Source organism: Parasphingorhabdus sp., assembly GCF_036568145.1.
Taxonomy (GTDB): domain Bacteria; phylum Pseudomonadota; class Alphaproteobacteria; order Sphingomonadales; family Sphingomonadaceae; genus Parasphingorhabdus.
This window is the reverse complement of record NZ_DATCTC010000036.1, coordinates 68,926-93,121: the sequence shown is the minus strand read 5'-3', so window position 1 is coordinate 93,121 and position 24,196 is coordinate 68,926. Positions and strand designations below refer to the sequence as shown.

Annotated in this window: 23 protein-coding genes; 16 read left to right on the top strand and 7 right to left on the bottom strand. The window is 53.3% G+C overall.

The features are described from left to right. Nucleotides 1–2: 2 nt before the first annotated feature. Nucleotides 3–572 (top strand): DUF937 domain-containing protein, encoded by a 570-nt coding sequence (locus tag VIN76_RS14790; protein WP_332042641.1) that lies wholly within the window; start codon nt 3–5, stop codon nt 570–572. Here the strand turns inward: VIN76_RS14790 and VIN76_RS14785 are convergent. Together VIN76_RS14785 and VIN76_RS14780 are read right to left on the bottom strand one after the other, a co-directional pair. Beyond that, the gene (locus VIN76_RS14785; protein ID WP_332042631.1) at nt 569–1,042 is read right to left on the bottom strand and encodes an NfeD family protein; all 474 of its coding nucleotides are present in this window, start codon (nt 1,040–1,042) and stop codon (nt 569–571) included. The genes VIN76_RS14790 and VIN76_RS14785 overlap by 4 nt on opposite strands. Nucleotides 1,043–1,060: 18 nt before the next feature. Then, complete coding sequence (locus VIN76_RS14780; protein WP_332042630.1) at nt 1,061–2,029, bottom strand: SPFH domain-containing protein; 969 nt, start codon at nt 2,027–2,029, stop codon at nt 1,061–1,063. A 102-nt stretch (nt 2,030–2,131) separates the two neighbouring features. Between VIN76_RS14780 and VIN76_RS14775 the strand changes: the two genes are divergently transcribed. The 4 genes from VIN76_RS14775 (at nt 2,132) to VIN76_RS14760 (ending at nt 7,042) form a co-directional block, all read left to right on the top strand. Next, complete coding sequence (locus VIN76_RS14775) at nt 2,132–3,634, top strand: M20/M25/M40 family metallo-hydrolase (RefSeq protein ID WP_332042629.1); 1,503 nt, start codon at nt 2,132–2,134, stop codon at nt 3,632–3,634. 76 nt (nt 3,635–3,710) lie between these two features. Next, nucleotides 3,711–5,177, top strand: a complete 1,467-nt coding sequence (guaB, locus tag VIN76_RS14770; RefSeq protein WP_332042628.1) for an IMP dehydrogenase — start codon at nt 3,711–3,713, stop codon at nt 5,175–5,177. 65 nt (nt 5,178–5,242) lie between these two features. Further along, entirely contained in the window at nt 5,243–6,424 is a 1,182-nt protein-coding gene (locus tag VIN76_RS14765; protein WP_332042627.1) for an RsmB/NOP family class I SAM-dependent RNA methyltransferase, read from the top strand. Nucleotides 6,425–6,508: 84 nt separating this feature from the next. Next, nucleotides 6,509–7,042 carry a tetratricopeptide repeat protein gene (locus VIN76_RS14760; RefSeq protein ID WP_332042626.1) on the top strand — a complete coding sequence of 178 codons (534 nt, stop codon included), beginning with the start codon at nt 6,509–6,511 and terminating at the stop codon, nt 7,040–7,042. A gap of 40 nt (nt 7,043–7,082) precedes the next feature. Here VIN76_RS14760 and VIN76_RS14755 read toward each other — a convergent pair whose 3' ends face one another. Genes VIN76_RS14755 through VIN76_RS14745 form a run of 3 tightly spaced genes read right to left on the bottom strand, consistent with a single transcriptional unit; the run spans nt 7,083 to nt 9,518 of the window. Further along, on the bottom strand, nt 7,083–8,054 hold the full coding sequence (locus VIN76_RS14755; protein WP_332042625.1) for a DUF481 domain-containing protein: 972 nt from the start codon (nt 8,052–8,054) through the stop codon (nt 7,083–7,085). A 31-nt stretch (nt 8,055–8,085) separates the two neighbouring features. Beyond that, on the bottom strand, nt 8,086–8,577 hold the full coding sequence (locus VIN76_RS14750; protein ID WP_332042624.1) for an RNA pyrophosphohydrolase: 492 nt from the start codon (nt 8,575–8,577) through the stop codon (nt 8,086–8,088). Beyond that, nucleotides 8,574–9,518, bottom strand: coding sequence for an alpha/beta hydrolase (locus VIN76_RS14745; RefSeq protein WP_332042623.1), 945 nt, complete (start codon nt 9,516–9,518; stop codon nt 8,574–8,576). The genes VIN76_RS14750 and VIN76_RS14745 overlap by 4 nt, the downstream gene beginning before the upstream one ends. A 214-nt stretch (nt 9,519–9,732) precedes the next feature. On the opposite strand from VIN76_RS14745, the gene VIN76_RS14740 reads away from it, so the two are divergent. From VIN76_RS14740 to VIN76_RS14710, 7 genes are all read left to right on the top strand, one after another. After that, nucleotides 9,733–11,619, top strand: a complete 1,887-nt coding sequence (locus VIN76_RS14740; RefSeq protein ID WP_332042622.1) for a 2-oxoacid:acceptor oxidoreductase subunit alpha — start codon at nt 9,733–9,735, stop codon at nt 11,617–11,619. Beyond that, the gene (locus VIN76_RS14735; RefSeq protein ID WP_332042621.1) at nt 11,616–12,644 is read left to right on the top strand and encodes a 2-oxoacid:ferredoxin oxidoreductase subunit beta; all 1,029 of its coding nucleotides are present in this window, start codon (nt 11,616–11,618) and stop codon (nt 12,642–12,644) included. Before VIN76_RS14740 ends, VIN76_RS14735 begins: the two co-directional genes overlap by 4 nt. Nucleotides 12,645–12,758: 114 nt before the next feature. Continuing rightward, on the top strand, nt 12,759–13,793 hold the full coding sequence (locus tag VIN76_RS14730) for a metal-dependent hydrolase (protein ID WP_332042620.1): 1,035 nt from the start codon (nt 12,759–12,761) through the stop codon (nt 13,791–13,793). Next, on the top strand, nt 13,790–15,178 hold the full coding sequence (locus tag VIN76_RS14725) for a deoxyribodipyrimidine photo-lyase (protein WP_332042619.1): 1,389 nt from the start codon (nt 13,790–13,792) through the stop codon (nt 15,176–15,178). Before VIN76_RS14730 ends, VIN76_RS14725 begins: the two co-directional genes overlap by 4 nt. Further along, nucleotides 15,178–15,960: an SDR family oxidoreductase gene (locus VIN76_RS14720; protein ID WP_332042618.1), complete on the top strand. Its 783-nt coding sequence runs from the start codon at nt 15,178–15,180 to the stop codon at nt 15,958–15,960. The genes VIN76_RS14725 and VIN76_RS14720 overlap by 1 nt, the downstream gene beginning before the upstream one ends. A gap of 63 nt (nt 15,961–16,023) precedes the next feature. Continuing rightward, entirely contained in the window at nt 16,024–17,283 is a 1,260-nt protein-coding gene (locus VIN76_RS14715) for a cyclopropane-fatty-acyl-phospholipid synthase family protein (RefSeq protein WP_332042617.1), read from the top strand. A gap of 13 nt (nt 17,284–17,296) precedes the next feature. Next, nucleotides 17,297–18,535 carry a serine hydrolase gene (locus VIN76_RS14710; RefSeq protein ID WP_332042616.1) on the top strand — a complete coding sequence of 413 codons (1,239 nt, stop codon included), beginning with the start codon at nt 17,297–17,299 and terminating at the stop codon, nt 18,533–18,535. Here VIN76_RS14710 and VIN76_RS14705 read toward each other — a convergent pair. Together VIN76_RS14705 and purF are read right to left on the bottom strand one after the other, a co-directional pair. Continuing rightward, the gene (locus VIN76_RS14705; protein ID WP_332042615.1) at nt 18,528–19,229 is read right to left on the bottom strand and encodes an SDR family NAD(P)-dependent oxidoreductase; all 702 of its coding nucleotides are present in this window, start codon (nt 19,227–19,229) and stop codon (nt 18,528–18,530) included. The genes VIN76_RS14710 and VIN76_RS14705 overlap by 8 nt on opposite strands. Before the next feature lie 27 nt (nt 19,230–19,256). Beyond that, complete coding sequence (gene purF, locus VIN76_RS14700; RefSeq protein ID WP_332042614.1) at nt 19,257–20,750, bottom strand: amidophosphoribosyltransferase; 1,494 nt, start codon at nt 20,748–20,750, stop codon at nt 19,257–19,259. Between the two features lie 193 nt (nt 20,751–20,943). Between purF and hisI the strand changes: the two genes are divergently transcribed. The 4 genes from hisI (at nt 20,944) to VIN76_RS14680 (ending at nt 24,195) form a co-directional block, all read left to right on the top strand. Further along, complete coding sequence (gene hisI, locus VIN76_RS14695) at nt 20,944–21,318, top strand: phosphoribosyl-AMP cyclohydrolase (protein ID WP_332042613.1); 375 nt, start codon at nt 20,944–20,946, stop codon at nt 21,316–21,318. Further along, nucleotides 21,315–21,851 (top strand): hypothetical protein, encoded by a 537-nt coding sequence (locus VIN76_RS14690; protein ID WP_332042612.1) that lies wholly within the window; start codon nt 21,315–21,317, stop codon nt 21,849–21,851. The genes hisI and VIN76_RS14690 overlap by 4 nt, the downstream gene beginning before the upstream one ends. A 37-nt stretch (nt 21,852–21,888) precedes the next feature. Then, nucleotides 21,889–22,323, top strand: coding sequence for a MerR family DNA-binding transcriptional regulator (locus tag VIN76_RS14685; protein WP_332042611.1), 435 nt, complete (start codon nt 21,889–21,891; stop codon nt 22,321–22,323). Nucleotides 22,324–22,392: 69 nt separating this feature from the next. Beyond that, complete coding sequence (locus tag VIN76_RS14680; RefSeq protein ID WP_332042610.1) at nt 22,393–24,195, top strand: acyl-CoA dehydrogenase C-terminal domain-containing protein; 1,803 nt, start codon at nt 22,393–22,395, stop codon at nt 24,193–24,195. Nucleotide 24,196: the final 1 nt, after the last annotated feature.

The following is a 24,196-nucleotide window of genomic DNA, read 5'->3' as shown; positions in this document are numbered from 1 at the left end:
TTATGAAGACATTACAGACATCAGGCGGCATCGAAATGATGGCGCGCGAACTGGGTGTCGATAAAAGTGTCGCGCAAGCTGGTACTGCCGCTCTGATCCCGTCTGTATTAGGGGGGTTCAAGAAAACGGCGCAGGCTCAGCCCGGTGGCCTTGAAGGACTGGGCGGTTTGCTGGGCCAGCTTGGCGGCGGCGGATTGCTAGATAGCGTAACCAGCTCGCAGCCGACACCGGTAGGGCAAGGCAACGAGGTGCTGGGTCAGATATTCGGTTCCAAAGAAGTCAGCCGCACGGTTGCCGCCGGAGCGGAACAACAAACCGGCATCAGTAGTGATTTGCTAAAGAAAATGCTGCCCATGGTAGCGATGATGGCTGCGGGTTACATGGCGAAACAGAGCGGCGATAGCGCAGGTGGCAATGCCGGCGGTCTGGGCGGACTTATCGGTGGTTTGCTTGGCGGAGGGTCGAAAGGCTCTTCTGGCGGCTCTGGTGGCTTGGGATCGCTGCTTGATCTGAATGGAGACGGCAACCCGCTGGACGATATTATCGGAATGGCCGGGAAGCTGGCGCGTTAAGAGCCGCTTGCTGAGGCATCCTTGTCGGGGATGGCTTCGATCATCAAAACGCCGTTTGCGACATCAACGATCCGTGCGGGCGCGCCGACGGGCAGGGCAGGGCCGCGTGCAGGCCATTCACTATCACCCACTTTAACCCGGCCGGATGTATCATTTACCGGCTGCACGACAGTCACAGTCGTTCCGATGAGCCGGGCAGCGCGGTCATTGAGCAGCGGATCTTCGCTCTTCACGACATTGGACAGATACCATTGGCGCCCGATAAGCACGCTGGCGATGGTTGAAATGCCGAACAGGGTTAATTGACCGGCCAGTGTCAGGTCGATGAAGGCGCTGACCAATCCGGTCACAGCGGCAGCGGCGGCAACCCAGATCAGGAATACACCAGGCACGAAAATCTCGGCCAATGTCAACAGCGCGGCCAAGGTCAGCCAGACATATTCCGGGTCGCTGCTCATCAGGTCGTCCATTGTCCGTGTCCCTCCCGCTTATTCAAACGGGCCTTTTCTTTTGGGTGTAACAGGGGGTGAGGGCGGAGAGAATGTCTCGCTATCGCCCAGCGCTTCCTTGGCCAGAGCGCCAATGCCGCCCAATGTGCCGATTAGCTGCGTTGCCTCGACAGGGAAAAGAATCGTTTTGGCGTTGGGCGATGTTGCAAATTTTTCGACGGCTTTGACATAATCCTGAGCGATGAAGTAGTTGATCGCCTGTGCATTGCCGCTGGCAATGGCCTCGGACACCAGCTTTGTTGCTTTTGCCTCTGCCTCTGCTTCGCGTTCACGGGCTTCTGCGTCGCGGAAAGCGGCTTCGCGGCGTCCTTCGGCTTGCAGGATCTGGCCCTGTTTCTCGCCCTCTGATCGCAAGATTTCGGAAGCCCGCGCGCCTTCTGCATCAAGAATATTGGCGCGTTTTTCACGCTCCGCCTTCATCTGCCGCGCCATCGCATTGACAATATCCTGTGGCGGGCGAATGTCCTTGATCTCGATCCGGGTAATTTTAACCCCCCAGGGCGTAGTTGCATCATCAATGACGACCAGCAATCGTGCGTTGATCTCGTCCCGCTTGGACAGGGTTTCATCCAGGTCCATGGAACCCATGACGGTCCGCAAATTGGTGGTCACAAGGTTCAGGATCGCGTTGTAGAGGTCGCTGACCTCGTAAGCGGCTTTCGCAGCGTCCAGCACCTGAAAAAACACCACGCCATCGGTGGAGATCATGGCATTGTCCTTGGTGATGATTTCCTGACCCGGAATGTCCAGCACCTGTTCCATCATGTTGACCTTGCGGCCGACGCGGTAGAGGAAAGCGGGGTAGAAATTGAAGCCGGGCCGCGCAATACTGGTGAAGCGGCCGAAATATTCTACAGTATATTCATATCCTTGTCGCACAATCTTGATGCTTGCAAAAAGATAGATGATCACGACGATCAGAACGAGTAACAAGAGTGAAATTTCCATGACCGGCCCGCCTCCATTTTATTATGTTTATAATCAATGATTCCGGCCATAATGCCAAGAAAAAAGAAAATATTCCCTTCAGGAACAAGGTATCTCTATTTAATGCGTATTACCACCTGCCTAACTGCCTTGTTATTTTGGACACCCATATACGCGCATGCTCAGGTTATTTCAGAACAGGATTTGCGAGAGCATATAGAAATATTGGCCAGCGATGATTTTGGTGGCCGTAAGCCGGGAACGGTGGGGGAGAACAAGTCGGTCAGCTATATCGCTACACAATGGAAGAAAGCGGGACTAAGGCCAGCAACAAGCTCCGAGTCATGGTATGCGCCGGTTGCATTGGTGGACCGGACTCCGCTGAAACAGAGCTTCAAATTCGCGCTCATTGATGAAAGGCGTGAAAAGACCATCCGGATTGATGAGTACCAGATTGTCCTGCGCGGTGCGGAGCCGTTGACCAGCCTGTCCGAAGCGCCTGTGGTCTTTGCGGGCTATGGGGATTTGCCCGCAGAGGAATTGAGCCCGACCATCGCCGGAAAACTGGCTTTCATTCTGCTATCCTCTCCGCCGGGTGCGGAGGATTTTCCCGATTATCGAACGCGCAAGGCCAATGTCATTGCGGCAGGAGCATCCGGTGTGATCGCCGTGGTCAACCGCTCATCCGGCTTTGACCGTTCTGCCCGGCGCTTTCGCCGTTCCAGCACAGCCCTCGCTATGGACGGCTATCATGCAGGGGTTGAGGGGCAGATCAGCGCGGAGGCGGCGGAACGTCTGTTCGATAAGGCGGGGCTAGATTCCAGGCAGCTTTTTAAAGTTGCTGCGCTGGATGGCTTTCGCCCGATAGATACAGGGATCCATGCCGATTTGACGGCCGAAACGCGTGTCCGCGCCTATCAGTCGCATAATGTGGTTGGCAAAATCGCAGGTAGCAAGCCGGAAAGCGGCGCTGTCCTGTTCCTTGGTCACTGGGATCATCTGGGCGAATGTCGGAGCGAGCCGGAAGTGGATCGCATCTGCAACGGTGCGGTTGATAATGCCAGCGGCATCGCCTTGCTTATCGAAGTGGCGGAGAGGTTGGCGGATGGTGAGCCGGAGCGCGACATCTATTTTCTGGCCACTACGGCGGAGGAAAGCGGGTTGCTGGGCGCCAGGGCTTTCGCCGCTGATCCCGGTTTCCCGCTGAAACGCTTGGTCGCCGTGTTCAATGCCGATACGGTAGCCTTGACCCCGACAGGAAAGCGCATCGCGGTTGTCGGGCGCGGGCAGACGGATCTGGATGAAGATATCGAGAAAATTGCCATCTCCCAAGGCCGGGAGATTGACCTATCGGATGGACCTAACGCATATTTGAAGCGTCAGGACGGCCATGTGTTTTTGGAAAAAAAGATACCGGCCTTTATGATAACCAGCGCTTTTTCGGATAAGGAGCGCCTTGATAGCTTTCTGAACGAGCGATACCATGATGTCGGGGACGAAGCAGACGAAGCGTTATTGCTTGGCGGGGCGGCGGATGATGCCAATTTCCACGTCGCGCTGGGCCGCTATTTCAGCAGTATTGAAACTTATCCTTCAAAAACAGTCCCTAACAATGAAACGGATTAGTGCTGGCGAATAACGATAGAAATGGTTACATGGGCCGCCACAGAATCACACAATCCCATTAGAAAGTGGCCTTCCCATGAGCAGCAGAGAAATCCGAACCGGACTAACTTTTGACGACGTTCTGTTGCAGCCGGGGCCTTCGGATATTATCCCCAGTCAGGCGGATACGCAAACCTGGCTGACCAGGGAAATATCGCTGAATATTCCTGTCCTGTCATCGGCAATGGACACCGTTACGGAATCCGATATGGCGATTGTCATGGCGCAACTCGGCGGCATCGGTGTGCTCCATCGCAATCTGACCGTGAAGCAGCAGGTTGCGGCGGTGCGGCAAGTAAAGCGGTTTGAATCCGGCATGGTCGTCAATCCGATCACCATCACACCGGATGCCGTATTGGCCGATGCCGAAGCGATAATGGAAGAGAACAAGATTTCCGGCATTCCGGTAGTTGAAGCCAGTGGAAAGCTGGTCGGCATATTGACAAACCGTGATGTGCGATTTGCCGAGAACCCGCAGCAACCCGTCAATGAATTGATGACCAAGGATAATCTGGTCACTGTTCCTGTGGGCGTCAGTCAGGAAGAAGCCCGGCGCATGTTGCACCAGCGCCGGATTGAAAAATTGCTGGTCGTTGATGAAAGTTACCGCTGCGTCGGCCTTATCACTGTCAAGGATATTGAAAAAGCCGTAACCTATCCGAATGCGACCAAAGACAGCGCAGGCCGGCTGCGCGTGGCAGCCGCTTCCACGGTAGGGGAAAGCGGGCTGGAGCGCACAGAGGCATTGATTGAAGCAGAGTGCGATTTGATCGTCATCGACACAGCACATGGCCATAGCAGCATGGTGTCCCGCGCGGTGGAAGAGATCAAGAAGCGCTCTCCCCAGACACAGATTATTGCCGGTAACGTGGCCACTGCTGCAGCGACCCGTGCGTTGATTGATGCTGGAGCGGATGGTATTAAAATCGGTATCGGGCCAGGTTCGATTTGCACGACCCGCGTTGTCGCCGGTGTCGGGGTGCCGCAGTTGACAGCAATCATGGATTGCGCCGAAGAAGCTGCTAAATCCAACATTCCAGTGGTTGCTGATGGCGGATTGCGGACCTCTGGCGACGTGGCCAAGGCATTGGCTGCAGGGGCCTCGGCGGTGATGGTTGGTTCATTGCTGGCGGGAACCGAAGAAGCGCCGGGCGGCACTTTCCTGTATCAGGGGCGCGCCTATAAAAGCTATCGCGGCATGGGATCGGTCGGCGCAATGGCACGCGGTTCGGCGGACCGTTATTTTCAGCAGGATATTTCGGATCAGCTTAAACTGGTTCCGGAAGGTATTGAAGGGCAGGTCCCGTTCAAAGGGCCGGTCAGCGATGTTGTTCACCAACTGGTTGGCGGTGTGAAAGCGGCCATGGGTTATACTGGCTCGCAAACCCTGAAAGACCTGCGCGAACGGGCTGAATTTGTGCGGATCACCAATGCCGGTTTGCAGGAAAGCCATGTGCATGATGTTTCCATCACCCGTGAAGCGCCCAACTATCCAACACGTTAGTCGCGGTGGGGCGCGTGTGATATGAAAGCCATGATGGAAGCTCTTAACTCTCTACTGGACGGGAATTGACTCCCTCCGCACGCCTGCAAGCGGCCATTGAACTGCTCGACGAAATCATTGTCGCGGCGCGGGATAATGGCGCGTCGGCGGACAATATCGCAAAGAAATTTTTCAAGGCCCGCCGCTATGCCGGATCGAAGGACCGCCGCGCTGTGCGTGAACATGCCTATGCAGCAATCCGCCGCTTTGGCGAGCGGCCGGAAAATGGCCGCGCGGCTATGGCGGGATTGGCGGCGGAACAGCCGGAATTGCAGGCTTTGTTTGATGGTTCACCTTATGGACCAGCACTATTAACGGATGGCGATGCGCGGGCCAACGGAGGCGCTATACCGAACTGGCTGCAAGGAAAATTCGCCGCTTTGGTGGATGAGAATGAACAAGCCGCACTGTTTGACCGCGCCCCTTTGGATATCAGGCTCAATCCCAAAAAAGCAGATGAAAGCGCAATAACGGACACTTGGCCAGATGCGGAAGCGCTGCCATTATCCGGTGCTTACCGGCTTTCCACCGGAACCGATGTCGAAAATAGCTCGCCCTATAACAAAGGCCAGATTGAAATCCAAGATATGGGCAGTCAGGCGATTATCGCAGCTTGCCTTTCAGGGACGCAGCCGAAACGGGTGCTGGATATGTGTGCGGGGGCTGGCGGTAAAACGCTGGGTCTTGCCGCGCATCTGGCGGACGAGACGCGCATCATGGCAGCCGATACGGACCGCGGGCGGTTGAGCCGTATTGAGCCGCGTTTGCAGCGATCAGGCGTGCGGAATGTCGAGACGATATTATTGTCCCCTAATAAAGAGATAGAGTCGCTTGGACCCTTGGCCGGGCAGTGCGATCTGGTGCTCGTCGATGCGCCTTGCAGTGGCACCGGCACATGGCGGCGCAATCCGGAGCTGCGCTGGCGCATGACACCCAAACGACTGGACCAAACAGTGCAGCTACAGGCGCGGTTGCTTGATCTGGCCAGTCAAATGGTCGCACCGGGCGGACGCTTGGTCTATGCGGTTTGTTCGCTCTTGGACGCGGAAGGCGGAGATCAAGCTGACGCGTTCCTGCAAAGCCGCCCCGAATGGCGCGATATAGAGGTTGATTTGCCGATAGGACGTCCATATCGTAAGGGAACTCTTCTCACCCCGTATCACGACGGAACGGATGGCTTTTATTTCACCTGCCTCGAAAAATTGTGATAACAGATCATGACAGGCCGCAATAATCTGACGGAGTGTGCAGATGAACCGGCTGAAGAGCACGAGTCTTTTTTGGAGCTAATTATGCGTTTTTCGCCCGCAGCCATCGCACTTTCCTTGGTATTCGCCACGGTTTCCAGCGTCAGCTTTGGCCAAATGGCCGATGTGGAAATCAATCCCCGCTCGCTTGCCTATATGCAAAAGGGAGAAGTGGCGCAAAAGGAAGGCAAATTTGAGCTGGCGTCCGATCTTTACGAGACCGCTCTGGCGGTTGACCCGCGTAACGGTTCGGCCTTTATCGCTTTGGCCCAGATCGCGCGGGTGCAGGATTTGCCGGGTAAAGCCATTCAGCTCTATCGGGAAGCGCTGATCCTTGATCCCAATAATATCGACGCCCTTGCCGGAGAGGGAGAGGCATTGGTCCAGCGCGGAGCGGTTGAGAAAGCGAAACTCAACCTTTCGCGGATAAAAACGCTTTGCCGGACCCGCTGCCCGCAGACAGCGCAATTGTCTGCGGCGATTACGGCATTCGAAAAAGCCCCGATTCTGTCTGCTCAGGCCGTCACGTCCGAGCCAAAAGTCGGTGACGAGAAAAACGAAGAGCCGCAGCCCGAATAATCGCGGCTAAAACCGGGGATGACGAAGAGCCGTAAGCCCCTTAAAAATCGTAAACGAGCGTCGCTCGGCTAAGCGTATCGGTTTTGTCGTGTCCTTCCGGCGGATTGGTTTCATGTTCGACCACATAGGATAAACGGGCCGATAATTTTCCGCTGATCTTTGCATCAACGGCCGTCCTCGCGGTCAATGTATTGGTGCCGGAAGAAAAAATGGCCGTAGCGCTGGATAAGCTTCTCGCGTCCGAGGCGAGCGTTGCTCCGGCTCCCTGGGTCAGTTTGATTTTTTTTGCAATTTGCCACGCCAGATCCATGCCGACCAGTCCGGCAAGCCCGCTATCCGTCCCGCCGTCAGTATATTCGGTTAGCCGCCATGCCGGGCCCGCTTTCACATCGAGCTGAATGTCCTTTTCCTTGATGACGGTATAACCGACCCCGGCAGACAAGGTGTAGCGGGAAGAAAAGCCCTGTAGCCGGTCACGTTCATATTGTGTCAGGCCAAAGAAAAACAGCCGGTCACTCATTTTATATTCCGGCTCCAAAGCAGCGGAAAACTGTTCTTTACTGGTCAGGCCATTATTGCGTTGATAATCGGCTCGTGCGCGAAATTTCAGGCGCCACTTAACGGCATCCTTGAGCAGTCTTAGGCCAGCGCTAATACCGACATTATCGGAATTTCCCGTATTGCGAAAGCCGCCAAGCTCACCTTCCCCCGACCAGTTATCAAAGAAAGGCGCTTCCATTTTGGCCAGTTTTTCCGCTTCTACCCGTTCCTTTTTTGCTTTGGCCAACTGTGCTTGCTCCGCTTTATAGGGAGCGAGCATGGTATCGATTTCGGCGCTATCATCGGGATGGGTCAGTTTGGCAAACTTGACCACCGATTTGATTTCGGCGTCATTCCCGGATTCAATTGCCGCCGTGACCATGGCCTTGACGGGTTCCGGCAAAGCTGCGTGGGCTGGTGAAACAGCACCAATGGCCATAAGTGAAAATGGCAGAAATGTTTTTCGCAACATACTGTAATCCCGTAACTATTTAGAAGTCACACTAGATTAGCGGTCTAAATTCTTTCAAAATTGCACTGTATAGATCCCTTTTGAAAGGAACAATCATTTCTGGCAGATTTGCAGGGTTAGCCCACTTCCAATCCGAAAATTCCGGATGTTCTGTGGCGATATTGACATGCTTGTCTTCGCCTGTAAACCGCATGAGGAACCACGACTGGCGCTGGCCGCGATATTTGCCTTTCCAGATTTTTCCAAGCAGTTCATCGGGCAAGTCGTAAAGATACTGGTCCTTGCTTCGCGCGATCACCTGCACATGGTCCGGGGTAATGCCGGTTTCCTCCTCAAGCTCGCGAAACGCAGCACTTTCACTGTCTTCACCATCATCAATACCGCCCTGCGGCATTTGCCACGCATCGGGATAATTATTCTGCGCGGCATCCATCCGCTGTCCGACAAAGGCTTGCCCGACAGTATTAACCAGCATGATGCCGACACAAGGGCGGTAAGGAAGTGCGGTGAAATCGTTGTTCATATTTTTGTTAAGATTGCCTTCAATGCGTTGCAAATGCCGTCCACGTCCTGCTGTGATGAAGGTATACCTTTACGCAAGCAGATCAGGCCATGAATATTGCCCTTTGCTTCCTGATATATCAACGGCACACCCGCCTCTACCAGTTTTGCTCCATAAGCCCGTCCCTGATCACGCAGCGGGTCAAGGCCAGCGGTAATTAGCACGGTTGGCGGGCTGCTCGCAAGGTCGCCGTGAATGGGGTCGCAGCGCACATCGCCTGCTTTTCCGGCATAATGATGGTGGAAATAATCCATCGACGCTTTTGTGAGAAGGAATCCCTCTGCAAATTCGTCCATTGACCCGCCAGTTGCCGTACTGTCGGTGACCGGGTAAATCGGAACCTGCGCGATGACGGGTACCGCAGCAGGGTTCTTCGCCAGATCCTGACCCACCACAATGGCCAGATTACCGCCAGCGCTGTCTCCGCATGTGATTATACCATCAATCTCGAAGCCAAGCGCATCGGCCGCATTTTCTGCAATCCACCGCGTCGCCGCCTCGCAATCATCGGGAGCCGCGGGGAAGGGTGCTTCGGGCGCAAGCCGGTAATCCACCGCGATCAGGGGCAAATCCATTTGCGCGGCCATTTCGGTGCAAAAGGGGTGATGGCTTTCCAGATCACCAATAACAAAGCCGCCGCCATGATAAAATAAAATGGCCGGTCCTTTTTCCCGGTTTTCACGCTTGTCATAATAGCGCAGTTTGATTTCACCAGCCGGTCCGGGGCAGGTCAGGTCTTTTATAACAGCCAGATCGGTTGGCTCCGCATCGACCAGAAATCTCATGGCAGTATAGGCTTCCCGAGCGACCGCTGGTTCCCCCTGATCCAAGGGGGGCGCGCCTGCGGCCTCCAGCATGGCTAACATTGCCTGCGTATCGGGCCGTACAAAAGCCGTTGTCATTCTTATCTCTCCGTACCGTTGTATATTGATTTACGATGCTTATTTATCGACTAGATCAGCTTGGGTTCACTAGGCAAGTTATATTCACCCTGATCTGGAGGGAAAATAACTGCATCAAATAAAAACTTTAGCACTATTAGTTTTTATCGTTTGAAGCAGAGGGTAGAAGTGCTTTATCGCGACTCCCACTAAGGATTGGTTACGGAAAATATTTATGGCAACGGCGCTGACGCAAGACAAGAATGATACTCAACCGGAGAAAGCGGAGAATGTAGTTGTCCGCTTTGCGGGCGATAGTGGTGACGGGATGCAGCTTACCGGCGGGCAGTTTACCCTGTCCACCGCACTGGCGGGTAGTGACCTTGCGACCTTCCCCGACTTTCCGGCTGAAATCCGCGCACCGCAAGGAACCTTGTTTGGCGTGTCGGCGTTCCAGATCAACTTTGGCAGCCGCGCGATCGAAACCGCCGGTGACCAGCCGGATGTCCTGATCGCCATGAACCCGGCGGCTTTGAAAACCAATGTCGATGTCTTGCGCGAAGGCGGCCTGATCATCGCTGACGAAGGCGAGTTCGGGAAACGTAATCTCGATAAAGCAAAATATGACACGAACCCGCTGGAAGATGGCTCTTTGGCCAAGTGGAAGTTGCTCAAGCTGGATATTTCCGCGCTGACACTGGAAGCGGTGAAGCCTTTTGGCCTTGGCAATAAAGAGGCGCTGCGCTGTAAGAATATGTGGACATTGGGCCTTGCGCTCTGGATGTTTGAACGCGACCGCCAACCGATTATTGACTGGCTGAAAAGCAAGTTTGCGAAGCTTCCCGATATTGCCGAGGCGAATATCGCGGCGCTGAATGCCGGTCATGCTTATGGCGAAACGGCGGAGATTTCCGGCGACGGGCTTGGCAGCGGGCATCTGACCGCACGCAAAATTGGCGCTGCACCATCGGCACCCGGTACATATCGCACCGTAACGGGCGCGGAGTCCTTGTCTCTTGGTCTGGTCGCAGGTGCTCAGCTTGCGGGATTGCCGATGTTCTTTGGCGGTTATCCCATCACGCCGGCATCTTCGATTCTTCACCACCTGTCGCGTCTTAAAGAATTTGGCGTGACGACATTTCAGGCCGAGGACGAAATTGCGGCAATCGCAGCGGCAATCGGTGCAAGCTATGCCGGGAAACTCGGCATTACGTCATCATCCGGCCCCGGAATCGCGCTGAAGGGTGAGGCCATGGGGCTGGCTGTCATGACCGAGCTTCCCTTGGTGATCGTGAACTCACAACGCGGCGGGCCTTCGACAGGGCTGCCCACCAAGACCGAGCAATCGGACCTTTACCAGGCGGTTTATGGCCGTAATGGCGACGCGCCGATGCCAGTCATCGCTGCGCGCTCCCCCGGAGACGCATTTGAATGCGCGATCGAGGCCATCCGCATTGCGGTGCAATATATGACGCCGGTCATATTGCTTACCGATGGTTATATCGCCAATGCGGCAGAGCCATGGAAAATACCCGATGTTGACAGTCTGGAACCCTTCCCGGTGACATTTCTGGACAAGATGCCTGAAGGCGGATTGTTGCCATATGCGCGAGACGAAAAACTGGCGCGGCCATGGATTAAGCCGGGTACGCCAGAACTGATGCACCGAATTGGCGGTATCGAAAAAGGCGTTGATACCGGACATCTCGATTATGGCGCCGCCAATCACCAGAAGATGACCGAAATCCGCCGCGACAAGGTTCTGGGCGTTGCCAACAGCATCCCCGATCAGGATGTCGCATTGGGTAAGGCTGGCGGAAAGCTGGCGGTTGTGGGCTGGGGGTCGACCTTTGGACCCATTCATCAGGCGGTTCGCAGGGCCGTGGAAGCTGGGAAGGATGTCGCCCATATCCATCTTCGCCACATCTGGCCCATGCCGAAAAATCTTGGCGAGTTGCTGAATAGCTATGACCGTATAATTGTTCCGGAAATGAATACCGGACAGTTGAAAACTGTATTGCGCGACCAGTATCTGGTCGATGCCAAACCGGTGAACAAAGTATCGGGGCAGCCCTTTACCATTGCCGAAATTGAGGCGGCGATCGAGGAGAATCTGTCATGAACGAGATGACAAAAATCACGACCATCAAAGACTGGGAAACCGACCAGGAAGTACGCTGGTGCCCCGGTTGCGGCGACTATGCTATTCTGAAAGCGGTTCAGCGGACCATGCCGGAACTGGGTGTGCGCCCCGAAGATACGTTGTTCATCAGCGGCATCGGCTGTTCCTCCCGTTTCCCATATTATATGGAAACATACGGGTTCCATACGATCCATGGCCGTGCGCCAGCGGTAGCGACCGGCGCAAAGCTGGCCAATCCGGATCTGGATGTATGGATCATCACCGGTGACGGTGATGCGCTTTCCATTGGCGGCAACCATACGATGCACTTGTTGCGGCGTAACCTGAATTGCCAGATCATGCTGTTCAACAACGAAATATACGGCCTGACCAAGGGACAATATTCCCCGACATCACGGGTGGGAACGAACAGTCCTTCGACGCCTTATGGCTCGGTGGACCGGCCTGCCAGCCCATGTGCCTTTGCACTTGGTGCGGGTGCTCGGTTTATCGCCCGCGCCATTGACGTGCATAAAGACCTGACCAATGTTCTGAAGTCTGCCCATAATCATAAAGGCGCAGCTTTTATCGAGATATTTCAAAACTGTATCGTCTACAATAAAGACGTTTTCGAGGAATTTGCAGCCAAGAAAACCGCAGCATCGACCCAGCTCTTGCTGGCCGATGGTGAACCGATGCTGTTTGAAAAAGGCGCAAAGGGCATCACGCTGGACCGCGAAACATTGTCGCTAAAAGTCGTCGATGTCATCGATGGTGACTGGCAGGCGGCGGACGTTATTGTCCATGATGTGACCAACCGCTCGGTCGCGCATATGCTGATCGAAATGCCATTTGGCGAATTTCCGATGGCAATCGGTGTGCTTTACGACGATCCACGCCCGACTTTCGACGAAGCTGTGACGGCACAGAACGAGCAGGCGGCAAAAGGCAAGAAAGCGGATTTGCAGGCACTGCTCAACAAAGGGCAGACCTGGACTGTCACTGAGGATGGACCACAGCTTTAACCAAGAATCCCGGAATTGCGGGATTCCTTGGTGTGAACTTTGTGAACTTTAGACCATAAATAAACGGCGCGATGCAGACTATCGCGCCGTTTCTATTAAGGTTATGCCCGCTGCATGGATAATCTGACTCACAGCCTTGCGGGCGCTGTTCTTGGCCAGCTCGGTCTGAAAAAGAAAACCGGTCTAGGCATGGCTACTCTAATCATTGCCGCCAATATCCCGGACATTGATGCGGTCTCGGTTTTGCTGGGCGGCACCCAGCACCTCGCCATCCGCAGGGGCATTACCCACGGCCCGATTGCGATGCTGATCCTGCCGATCATCCTGACTGGTGTCATGATATGGTTCGACGGTTGGCAGTCACGGCGAGTCGGAAAAAGCTGGGGCAGGCCTGCGTCGCGATTACCGGTTCATAAAGGCTGGCTGTTGGCGCTTGCCTATATCGGCACGCTCAGCCACCCGGCTCTGGATTGGCTCAACAGCTATGGCATCCGCCTGCTTGAGCCATTTTCATCGCGCTGGTTTTACGGCGACAGCATTTTCATTATCGACATCTGGATCTGGATTGCGCTGATCGCTGGCCTATGGATATCACGGCGGCGCGAGAAAAAGGGGCGGGCAGACTGGCAGCGCCCGGCGTGGATCAGCTTTACCGCAATATGCGCCTATATAGTTGCGAACGGTCTGATTACCGACAAGGCAGAATCGGAAATGGCCTTGGCTGTGGAACGCAGCACGGGTGAAATACCGGAACAGGTGGTCGCCAATCCCATGCCCGTAACCTTCTGGCGCCGGGATGTCATCTGGCAGCTTTTTGGTCAAAACGGCAAAATCTATGGTGAATCACAGTTTGATCTTCTGAGTGCAGAAGATTTTAAATGGCAAGGGCCGCTTGTGAGAAATAACGCGTCGCCGGAAATGGTCGAAGAAGCCAAGCAGGTGGATGCTGATGCAAGGGCTTTTCTATTCTGGGCGCGATTGCCGGTTTTGCTGAAGGAGAAGAAAACCGGTGACAATCCGGAGTTGATGCTGAATATTTCGGACATGCGCTTTCGCGATCCAGTGGTGCAGAGCCGGTTTTCGGTTCAGACCAAGATACCGAGAAGTGATACGCCGCCCGAAATTGGAGCAGACACGGAAAATAAGTGAGCGCCCCCGTCATCATATGGTTTCGCCGCGATTTGCGCCTGTCAGATCAAGCCGCTGTGACCGCTGCCGCTGCGCGCGGTCCCGTCATACCGGTATACGTTCTGGATGACGAAACGCCCCGTCACCGCAAAATGGGCGCTGCATCGCGCTGGTGGCTGCATCATAGTCTGAAATCTCTAGACCGGCATTTGCGGGAAATAGGTTCTCGGCTGATTTTAAGACGCGGCAATGCTGTCAAAGTCCTAGCCGACATCGCTAACAAAGCTGGCGTAGAGGAAATACACGCCTTGCACCATTATGAGCCATGGTGGTTGAATGCTGAAAAGAATTTGCGGGCAGCCTTGGGTAGCGAGAAGGACCTAATTTTACATGACGGCAACTACCTTTTGCCGCCAGGCGCTGTGACAACGGGAAGCGGTGATCCATATAAAATCTTTACACCCTTCTGGAAGTCACTGCGCACATTTATGCCGCCGTCTGACCCAGTACCTGAGCCGCAAAAATTGGATACGCCGCTGCTTTGGCCGATTGGGGATGATCTGGAGGATTGGAAACTACTACCAAGCCCTAATTGGGCTACCGGTTTTGAGCATGAATGGAATCCCGGCGAGAATGGGGCTCGCGCCAATCTGGATAAGTTTATTGATAAAGCGGCTGATTATGACACGGGTCGCAACCTTCCGTCGAAGCAATCGGTATCCCGGTTATCGCCGCATCTGCATTTCGGCGAGATCAGCCCTTCCTATGTCTGGCACCGTATTACGTCGCAGGATTTCAATGCAGAAACTTATCTTAAGGAACTGGGTTGGCGCGATTATGCCCAAAATGTGATCTATCAATTCCCGCAATATGGCAGCGATAGTTACCGCGAGAAATTTCGCGCTTTTCCTTGGCGCGATATGCGGAAGCCTAATGTCTACAAAGAATTTAAAGCGTGGTGCCATGGCAGGACTGGCTACCCGATTGTTGATGCCGGTATGCGCGAACTTTGGGCTACGGGATGGATGCATAGCCGCGTGCGGATGATTGCCGCCAGTTTCCTGGTCAAACATTTGCTGATCGACTGGCGCGAAGGTGAGCAGTGGTTATGGGATACCTTAGTTGATGCCGATTTTGCTTCGAACAGTGTCAACTGGCAATGGATTGCCGGAACGGGAGTAGACAGTAACATGTTCAGCAGGATCATGGCGCCATTGACACAGTCTGAAAAATTTAACGCTGGTGATTATATCCGCAAATGGGTGCCGGAATTAGCTGATATCAATGATCCTCTTATCCATGATCCTGAAAAAAGCGGAGCAAAGGCAGTCGGTTATCCGTCAAAGATAATAGGTCACAAGCATGCCCGTGAACGTGCCCTGTCAGCTTATAGTGAGGTGAAGTAATGGAAAGACTATCAGGAAAGTTTTGCGTCATAACTGGTGCTGCGCGCGGGATAGGCAAGGCGATTGCCGAGGCTTTTATCAAGGAGGGGGCTGCGGTCCTGCTTACTGATAAAGATAACGAAACATTGACGCAGGCCGGTCAGGAATTGGAATGTCCAGTGTTCGTGCTTGATGTGGAAAAAGAAGCGGACTGGGACCGTCTTGCCGAAATGTATCCCGCCGCTGATGTCGTCGTCAACAACGCCGGTATAACCGGGTTTGAGGGCGGTCCGGTCCCCCACGATCCGGAAAATGTTTCTCTGGAGGACTGGCGGGCGGTGCACCGCGTCAATCTTGACGGCACGTTTATGGGATGCCGCTATGCCATCCGCGCGATGAAGGAAAAGGGCGAAGGCTCAATCATCAATATTTCATCGCGATCCGGCATGGTCGGTATTCCCGGTGCGGCTGCATATGCTTCTTCCAAGGCTGCGATTCGAAATCACAGCAAATCGGTGGCCCTTTATTGCGCACAATCGGGATGGAATATCCGGTGTAACTCCATCCATCCGGCTGCGATTATGACACCGATGTGGGAACCGATGCTAGGTGAGGGGGAGCAAAGGCAGGCTGCGATGGAGGCCCTGGTGCGGGACACGCCGCTCAGACGTTTTGGCGAGGCGGCGGAAGTCGCAGCAGTTGCGGTGCTTCTGGCGGCGGATGAAGCCAAGTTTATCACGGGGACAGAAATGACGATTGACGGCGGGATACTGGCTGGCTCCGCAGCAGCTCCGGGGTCATGAACTATAGCGGGGATAGGATAGTTCTGCATTGCCAAGCAGTTACCAGTCGTCCATATTTACCCCATGAATGCTGAAGCACCACAACGCGGCAGTCACTTTCTCGGCGCGCACAAGCGGTTCGGAACCGGGGGCGGATTACTTGCCCGTATACTTGCGCCGGGGTTCCACCGGATATTGGACCGGATTGATGCGGGGGTGGATCATGGCATGTTTGAAGGCAAACTGCCTGACGGTAGCATCCGGATAATAGGGGGCAGGGGTGAAGGGCCGGTAGCGGAAATCACAATTCATAGCTGGAACGCTTTGCTTCGTTTGGTCAATAGCGGTTCTGTTGGGTGGTATCGTGCATGGGAATTGGGCGAGTGGGAGAGCCCGGACCTTGTCCCGTTATTTGATCTTTTTACCCGCAATCGGGCGGGCTTAAAAGATACGGGGCGGGCATCGGGAATATTCCGTTGGATCGCCAAGTTACGCCATTCACGCCGCCATAATGACAAGGTTCGTGCGCGTCAGAATATTCAATATCACTATGATCTTGGCAATGATTTCTATGCGCTCTGGCTCGATAAGAACATGAGCTATTCAAGCGCCATTTTTGAAGATAGTGCCGGAAAAGCAGAGACTCTGGAAGAAGCGCAGACCAAAAAGGTTACGGCAATGGCGCTACGTCTGGACAGCAAACCCGGTCAGAAAGTTTTGGAAATAGGCTGCGGCTGGGGATATTTGTCAGGTACTCTAGCGCGGGAATATGGACTGGATGTGACCGGCATATCTTTGTCGGATGAACAAACCCAATGGGCGAGAGAGCATCATCCGGACGCAAGTTTCCTTATTCAGGATTATCGCGATGTTGCTGATCAATATGATGCAGTTGCCAGCGTGGAAATGGTCGAGGCAGTAGGCCAGAAATATTGGCCGGATTTTCTGGACTGTATTGCGCGCAACTTGAAACCCGGAGGACGGGCGGCGATCCAGTATATCAGCATTGCCGATGATATTTTTGAACAATATGCGGCCAGTGCAGATTTTATCCAGACATATATATTCCCGGGAGGGATGCTGCTTTCGGAAAGCCGCTTCCGCGCATTGGCCGAAGAACGCGGGTTAAGCTGGGCCGATCAGCATGATTTTGGTGCCGACTATGCCGAAACACTGCGGCTCTGGCGCGAACGTTTCGACGCAGTTGTGGAAGATGGGAAACTACCGGCAGGTTTTGATGAACGCTTTGTCCGGTTGTGGCGTTACTATCTGGCTTATTGCGAAGGTGGTTTCAGAGGCGGCGGCATCAATGTCTCGCAAATCACTTTAATAAAAGAAAAATAACTTAGGGGGGATTATGGGATTCAGTAGAAAGTTGATGCTTGCGATGGCAGGCGCCAGTTTGTGTTTTGCGCTACCGGCTTGTGAGCGGGTGAAGGAAGTCGCGGCCGATGCGGCAGGATTACCGTCGGATAAAAATATTCTGTTCTGGACCGATGAGCAGCGCAGCAAGGCGTTTCGGATGATGGATATACTGACTCCGTCCCGTACGATAGAGGCTGGAGTGGAACCCAGAATATTAGCCCAAGGCAAATCGCTCCCCGCCGAGTTTACGGTAGATGGCAAGACGCTATCTGTTGACCAGTATATGGACGACCAGCGCGCTGCCGGCATGGTGATATTGCACGACGGGAAAATCCGGCTGGAAGAATATCGTATGGATTTTGGGAAGGATGACCGATGGACATCTTTCTCTGTTGCCAAATCATTGGTTTCGACAATGGTCGGGGCTGCGATAAAGGACGGCTTCATAAAGTCTATAGATGACCCGCTGACAGATTATATCCCGGAATTGAAAGGCAGCGGCTATGACGGCGTTACAGTTGAGCAGCTATTGACCATGACTTCCGGGGTGAAATGGAACGAGGATTATGACGATCCCAAATCCGATGTTGCATTGTTCAATAATACCAAGCCGGTTGATGGCATAGATCCGATCATTGTTTACATGAGGACGCTGAAAAACGAGGTGGAGCCGGGTTCGCGCTGGCAATATAATACCGGCGAAACCAACCTGATTGGTGTGCTGGTGGCAAAGGCTACGGGCAAGACACTCTCTGAATATCTCTCGGAAAAAATCTGGGCGCCCTATGGTATGTCGCAGGATGCGGAATGGCTTTTAAATGAAGGCGGCAAGGAAATTGGCGGCTGTTGTATTTCCGCTACCGTAAGAGATTACGCGCTCTTTGGTCAATTTGCGATGAATGGCGGAAAGATCGGTGACAAGGCGATTGTGCCTGACGGATGGTTTGCCAAGGCTGGCACTAAACAGGAAGATATCGGAATTCCCGGCCGCGGTTATGGATATCAGTGGTGGACCTTTGATGATGGCAGTTTCGCTGCGCAGGGTATTTTCGGGCAAGGAATATTCATCGACCCGGTTCGCAAACTGGTAATCGCCAGCAATGGCAATTGGCCGAGTGCATCGCCGGATACCCATAAAAATCAGCGCATCGCATTTTATCACGCGGTGCAGACATATCTTGATTCAGAAGAAGGAGAAGCAGCCGCTGGCTCCGGCGACGCCACTAATTGATATCGAATCGCTCGCCAGTTTCAAAGTCGCTGGCGAGAATTTCAACAATGCGATTGGCTACAACCTCTGGCGCTTTCACCGACTGTGGATCTTCGCCGGGATAGGCGCGCGCCCGCATATTGGTTCGGGTGCGGCCGGGGTTGACGATGGCGGTACGCAATTTTGCCAGATTACGCATTTCCTCGCCATAGCTGATGACCAGTGTTTCAAGGGCCGCTTTCGATGCGCCATAAGCCCCCCAGAATGGACGTGGGGACCGACCCACGCTGCTGGTCATGGCCACCAAACGCGCATCTTCGCTTTTCCGCATCATCGGATCGAAAGCGGCAATCAGGGTCTGCTGCGCGATCAGGTTCAGTGTCAGAACCTTATTAAATTCTTTGCCATCTATTGCCGGAACAGGCGTCAACGTCCCTAGCATGGCAGCATTTAATACCAAAATATCAAGCGCATCCCAGCGATCCGAAATTGCATGCGCCAGCCGACCAATGCTGTCACCGTCAGTCAGGTCAAGAGGCGCAATGGTGGCATTGCCACCTGCACTATGAATTTTATCTTCAACCTCTTCCAGGTCCTTGACCGTGCGGGCAGTCAATATGACATGCGCGCCTTTTGCAGCCAGAGCAATTGCAGTCGCGGCACCAATACCCCGGCTTGCGCCTGTTACCAGAGCCAGTTGATTTTCAAAACTCATTGATAGATTTCACCTGTGAACGTTCGATTATCCGGCTTGTTCGGCCAGTATCGGTGTTTCTTTGATGGGAGCCTTCTCATTTAACAGGGATAGTTGATCTGATGCCTGTTGATCTTCCTGGTCGGTCAGGTGCGTTGGATAGTCACCTGTGAAGCAAGCATCGCAATATTGCGGCTTGGCATCGTTCCTCGCGCTTTCTCCGACTGCACGGTAAAGGCCGCCGATAGAGATAAAGGACAGGCTGTCGGCCTGAATATATTCGCACATCTGGTCAACCGATTTCAGGGCCGCGAGCAGTTTCTCACGCTTTGGTGTGTTCACGCCATAGAAACAACTATGCATGGTTGGCGGGCTGGCGATACGCATATGGACTTCGGCTGCGCCTGCCTCCCGCATCATTTGCACGATTTTCAGGCTGGTTGTACCGCGTACGATACTGTCATCAATCAGGACAATTTTCTTGCCATTCACAAGGGGTCTGTTGGCATTGTGCTTAAGCTTCACGCCAAGATGTCGAACACCGTCGCCTGGCTGGATAAATGTTCTTCCAACATAGTGGGAACGGATAATCCCTAGCTCAAACGGAATGCCTGATTGTTCAGCATAACCAATCGCAGCCGGTGTGCCGCTATCAGGAACAGGGATGACATAATCCGCTTCTACCGGGTTCTCGATCGCAAGCTGTGCGCCGATTGCCTTGCGCACACTATAGACTGACGATCCATCCACGATGGAATCTGGACGCGAGAAATAAACATGCTCAAAAATACAGGGGCGAGCGCTGGTTTCACCAAATGGCCGATGTGAGCGCATTTCGCCATCAGAAACGACGATCAATTCTCCGGCTTCTACGCTACGTACATATTGAGCGCCAACAAGATCGAGAGCGACCGTCTCCGAAGCGAATATATAAGCGTCGCCGACTTTACCAATGACCAAAGGCCGTATACCAAGTGGATCACGGCATGCGATCATACCGTCTGGTGTCAAACAGATGAGTGAGTAGGCGCCTTCGACCCTTCGCAGAGCATCTATATATTTATCAAGAAACGTGCGGTATTTCGATGTAGCCAGCAAATGAATTATGACTTCGGTATCGCTTGTGGACTGAAATATCGAGCCATTTTGAACCAGCTCATTCCGAAGTTTCTGTGCGTTTGATATATTGCCGTTGTGAGCGATGGCAAAACCACCGGAGGCAAGTTCCGCTTCAAGGGGTTGAATATTGCGCAGCGTTCCCGCGCCAGTGGTTGAATAGCGGACATGACCGCAGGCATAATCGCCGCTTAATCTGTCCATGACTTCGCGGCTGTCAAAATTACCGGCAACTGGGCCTAGAGCACGGTGGCTGTAAAACTCCCGTCCATCACGGCATGTGATTCCGGCTGCTTCCTGGCCGCGATGCTGCAGGGCATGAAGCCCCAGCGCGACCATCGCAGCTGCGTCTTCGGCACCGGCGACTCCAAAAATGCCGCATTCTTCACGAAGCTTGTCATCATCAAACGGGTGAGTTGTAAGCATGTCGCTCCTTAATGCCAAAATATTAACGCCATAGTGGCCAGAGTTCGCGTATGGCTGCGATATAGGTACCATTTGCCGGTTTGTCTTCCCCTAGCTTGCAAATAAATTGTCATAAACTGTGATCGCTTGCTTCAATGTTGGGAAAGATTGGTTTTGCGTTGCGCAGAAGGTTTCGGGCTTCTAATTGAAAAGTATGAATGAAAATCAGAAATCTGACCGTGAAATTGGTTCAGAGCTTAATCCTAAATATGATTCGAACGGGTTGATTACCGCTGTCGTGACGGATGTTTCATCGGGTGATATATTGATGGTCGCCTTTATGAACGCTGAAGCGCTCGATTTGACTCTGGAAACCGGAATTGCCCATTTTTACTCTCGGAGCCGTCAGAAGCTTTGGAAAAAGGGCGAATCGTCGGGTAATATTCTGAATGTTGCCGAAATGCGGATCGATTGTGATCAGGATGCATTGTGGATCAAAGCGAAGCCTGCAGGACCCACTTGCCACACGGGGGCCAAGAGCTGCTTTTACCGAAGAATTGAAAATGGTCAGTTGCGAGATGCCGGATGAGATGGGGGTGGGGCTCGTTAGCGGTGTTCTTTCTTGCCGCTTGCGACCCGTTCGGCGAAGAGCCAAACAAGGATATTCCGGAAGTGGGGACACAATTGTCATCGTTAGAACAAGCGGCGATAGATGCCGGCGTCATCCCCGATGTTCGCAATATGAATCTTTCCGGAGCATTTGAGAGGCGCAGCGATCTGGGCGAAGACCGGTTTTGTGCTGTCGGTAATGACAAGCATGGTTATCAGATCGGGTTGCTCGCTATATTTGGTCCGGACAGCAAATGCGAAGCTATTGGCGCCGCCGAGCGTGTCGGAGAAAGTGTCCGTATCTCTTTGGATGGTAAGGAAAAATGTAGGATTGTTGCGAGTTTTGACGGGGTTGAGCTTCAGTTTCCGGGTGATTTGCCGCAGTCGTGTAAAAGCTATTGTACTCCGCGAGCTGCTTTGGATGGGGTGAGTTTTTATTTGGTTGGTGAGGGCGATGCAGTAGCACGTTCGACCCGTGGCCGCGAAATCGAGATTCTGTGTCCGGGCGAGTAGTATTGACGTTTACGTTAGCGTAAGCTATAAGGGTTGTATGTCCAGATCGCTCAATCATGCAGAGCTTGATACGCCAGACCTGAAAAATCGCGAAACCTATACGATTTCGGATTTGTCCGAGGAATTTGGCGTTACTGCCCGTGCGCTTCGCTTTTACGAAGATGAAGGGCTTATCGCGCCCCATAGAAAAGGCTTGTCACGTATCTATACGAAACGGGATCGCGCGCGCCTTGCATGGATCATGCGGGCAAAAAACGTTGGTTTCAGCCTGAATGAAATCCGCGAAATGATCGACCTCTATGACCTTGGTGACGGGCGTATCACGCAAATGGAAGTCACGCTTGAAAAGTGCCAAGAGAAGGTGGACATTCTGAAGAAGCAACGAAGTGACATTGACAGTTCGATCAAGGAAATCACGGGATTCATCAAAATTGTGCAGAACGCTGTGAAAAACGCAAAAGCGCAACAATAAATCATAATAATATAGAAACAGTCTGCCAGTGGATACTGGCCAACTCCAATATATAGAAAGTTTCAGATAATGCCCAGTTATCAAGCTCCCATCCGCGATACGCAGTTCATTCTCAACAATGTGCTTGATATCGAACGCTATTCCAAATTGCCGGGCTTTGAAAATGCGTCACCGGAAATGATCGATGCTATTCTTGCCGAGGGCAGCAAGTTTATCGAGAATGTACTGTTTCCTCTCAATCAGGTTGGGGATCAAGAAGGCTGTGTTCGCCATGAAGATGGCAGCGTAACGACGCCGACCGGTTTCAAGGAGGCCTATAAGCAATTTTGCGAAGCGGGTTGGAGCACTTTGGCCGGGCCAGAGGAGTTTGGCGGCCAGGCTATGCCGCATATCGTGTCGATGGCGTTTGAGGAATATATGTCGAGCGGCAATATGGCCTTTGCCATGTATCCCGGCCTGACCCACGGCGCCATTTCGGCTATTCTTGCGAAGGGTAGTGATGAGCAGAAGGCGAAGTATCTTCCCAAAATGGTGTCGGGTGAATGGACCGGCACGATGAACCTGACAGAACCGCATTGCGGCACAGATCTGGGGCTTATCAGGACCAAAGCGGTTCCCAATGACGACGGTTCTTATGCGATCACGGGGACGAAGATTTTTATCTCGTCCGGTGAGCATGACATGTCCGAAAATATCATCCATCTCGTGCTCGCCAAAACCCCGGATGCACCGGATAGTGTGAAGGGCATATCCCTGTTCATCGTGCCCAAATTTAACGTCAATGAAGATGGCTCACCGGGTGACAAAAATGCGGTCTCCTGCGGCTCGATCGAGCATAAAATGGGAATCCACGGCAACAGCACATGTGTGATGAACTATGATGGGGCTACCGGTTATTTGGTAGGAGAAGAAAATAAAGGGCTGGCAGCGATGTTCATTATGATGAATGTTGCGAGACTCGGGGTCGGCCAACAGGGACTTGGCATTGCCGAGGTCGCTTATCAAAATGCCGTTCATTATGCCAATGACCGTCGGCAGGGTAGGGCATTGACGGGGCCTCAAGATCCGGAAGAGAAAGCTGATACGTTGTTCGTGCATCCGGATGTCCGGCGGATGTTACTGGACGCAAAAGCCTTTACCGAGGGTATGCGCGCTTTGTGCCTTTGGGGCGCTTTGCAGGCGGATTTGGTTCACAAAGCAGAGACTGAGGAAGAACGTCAGGCGTCCGATGATCTGCTCTCGCTGTTGACACCGGTGATTAAAGGTTATGGCACAGACAAAGGCTATGAAGTCGCTACGAATGCGCAGCAGGTTTATGGCGGGCATGGTTATATTGCCGAATGGGGCATGGAACAATATGTCCGTGATGCCCGTATCTCGATGATATATGAGGGCACAAACGGTATTCAGGCTATGGATCTGGTGGGTCGAAAGCTGGCTCAAAATGGTGGCCGCGCTGTTCAGGCGCTGTTCGCGGTGATTGCCAAGGAAGTGGCGGACGCGAAAAATGACGACAAATTGAAAGATTTTGCCGAAGCTCTGGAAAAAGCCAATGGCGAGCTGCAAAAATCCACGATGTGGTTCATGCAAAACGCTATGGCCAATCCCAATAATGCGGGGGCAGGTGCGCATCATTATATGCATATAATGGGCATTGTCGCACTGGGCCTGATGTGGCTGAGGATGGCGAGTGCTGCCTCGAAAGCGCTGGCCGCCGGTGAGGACAATGCGGCATTTTATGAAGCCAAGCTGGTAACAGCGCGCTATTATTCGGAACGTTTCTTTCCGGATGCCGGATCGCTGCGCCGTAAAATCGAAGGGGGAAGCGAAGCGATGATGGCACTTCCACCGGAGATGTTTGGCGTTGCGTAAG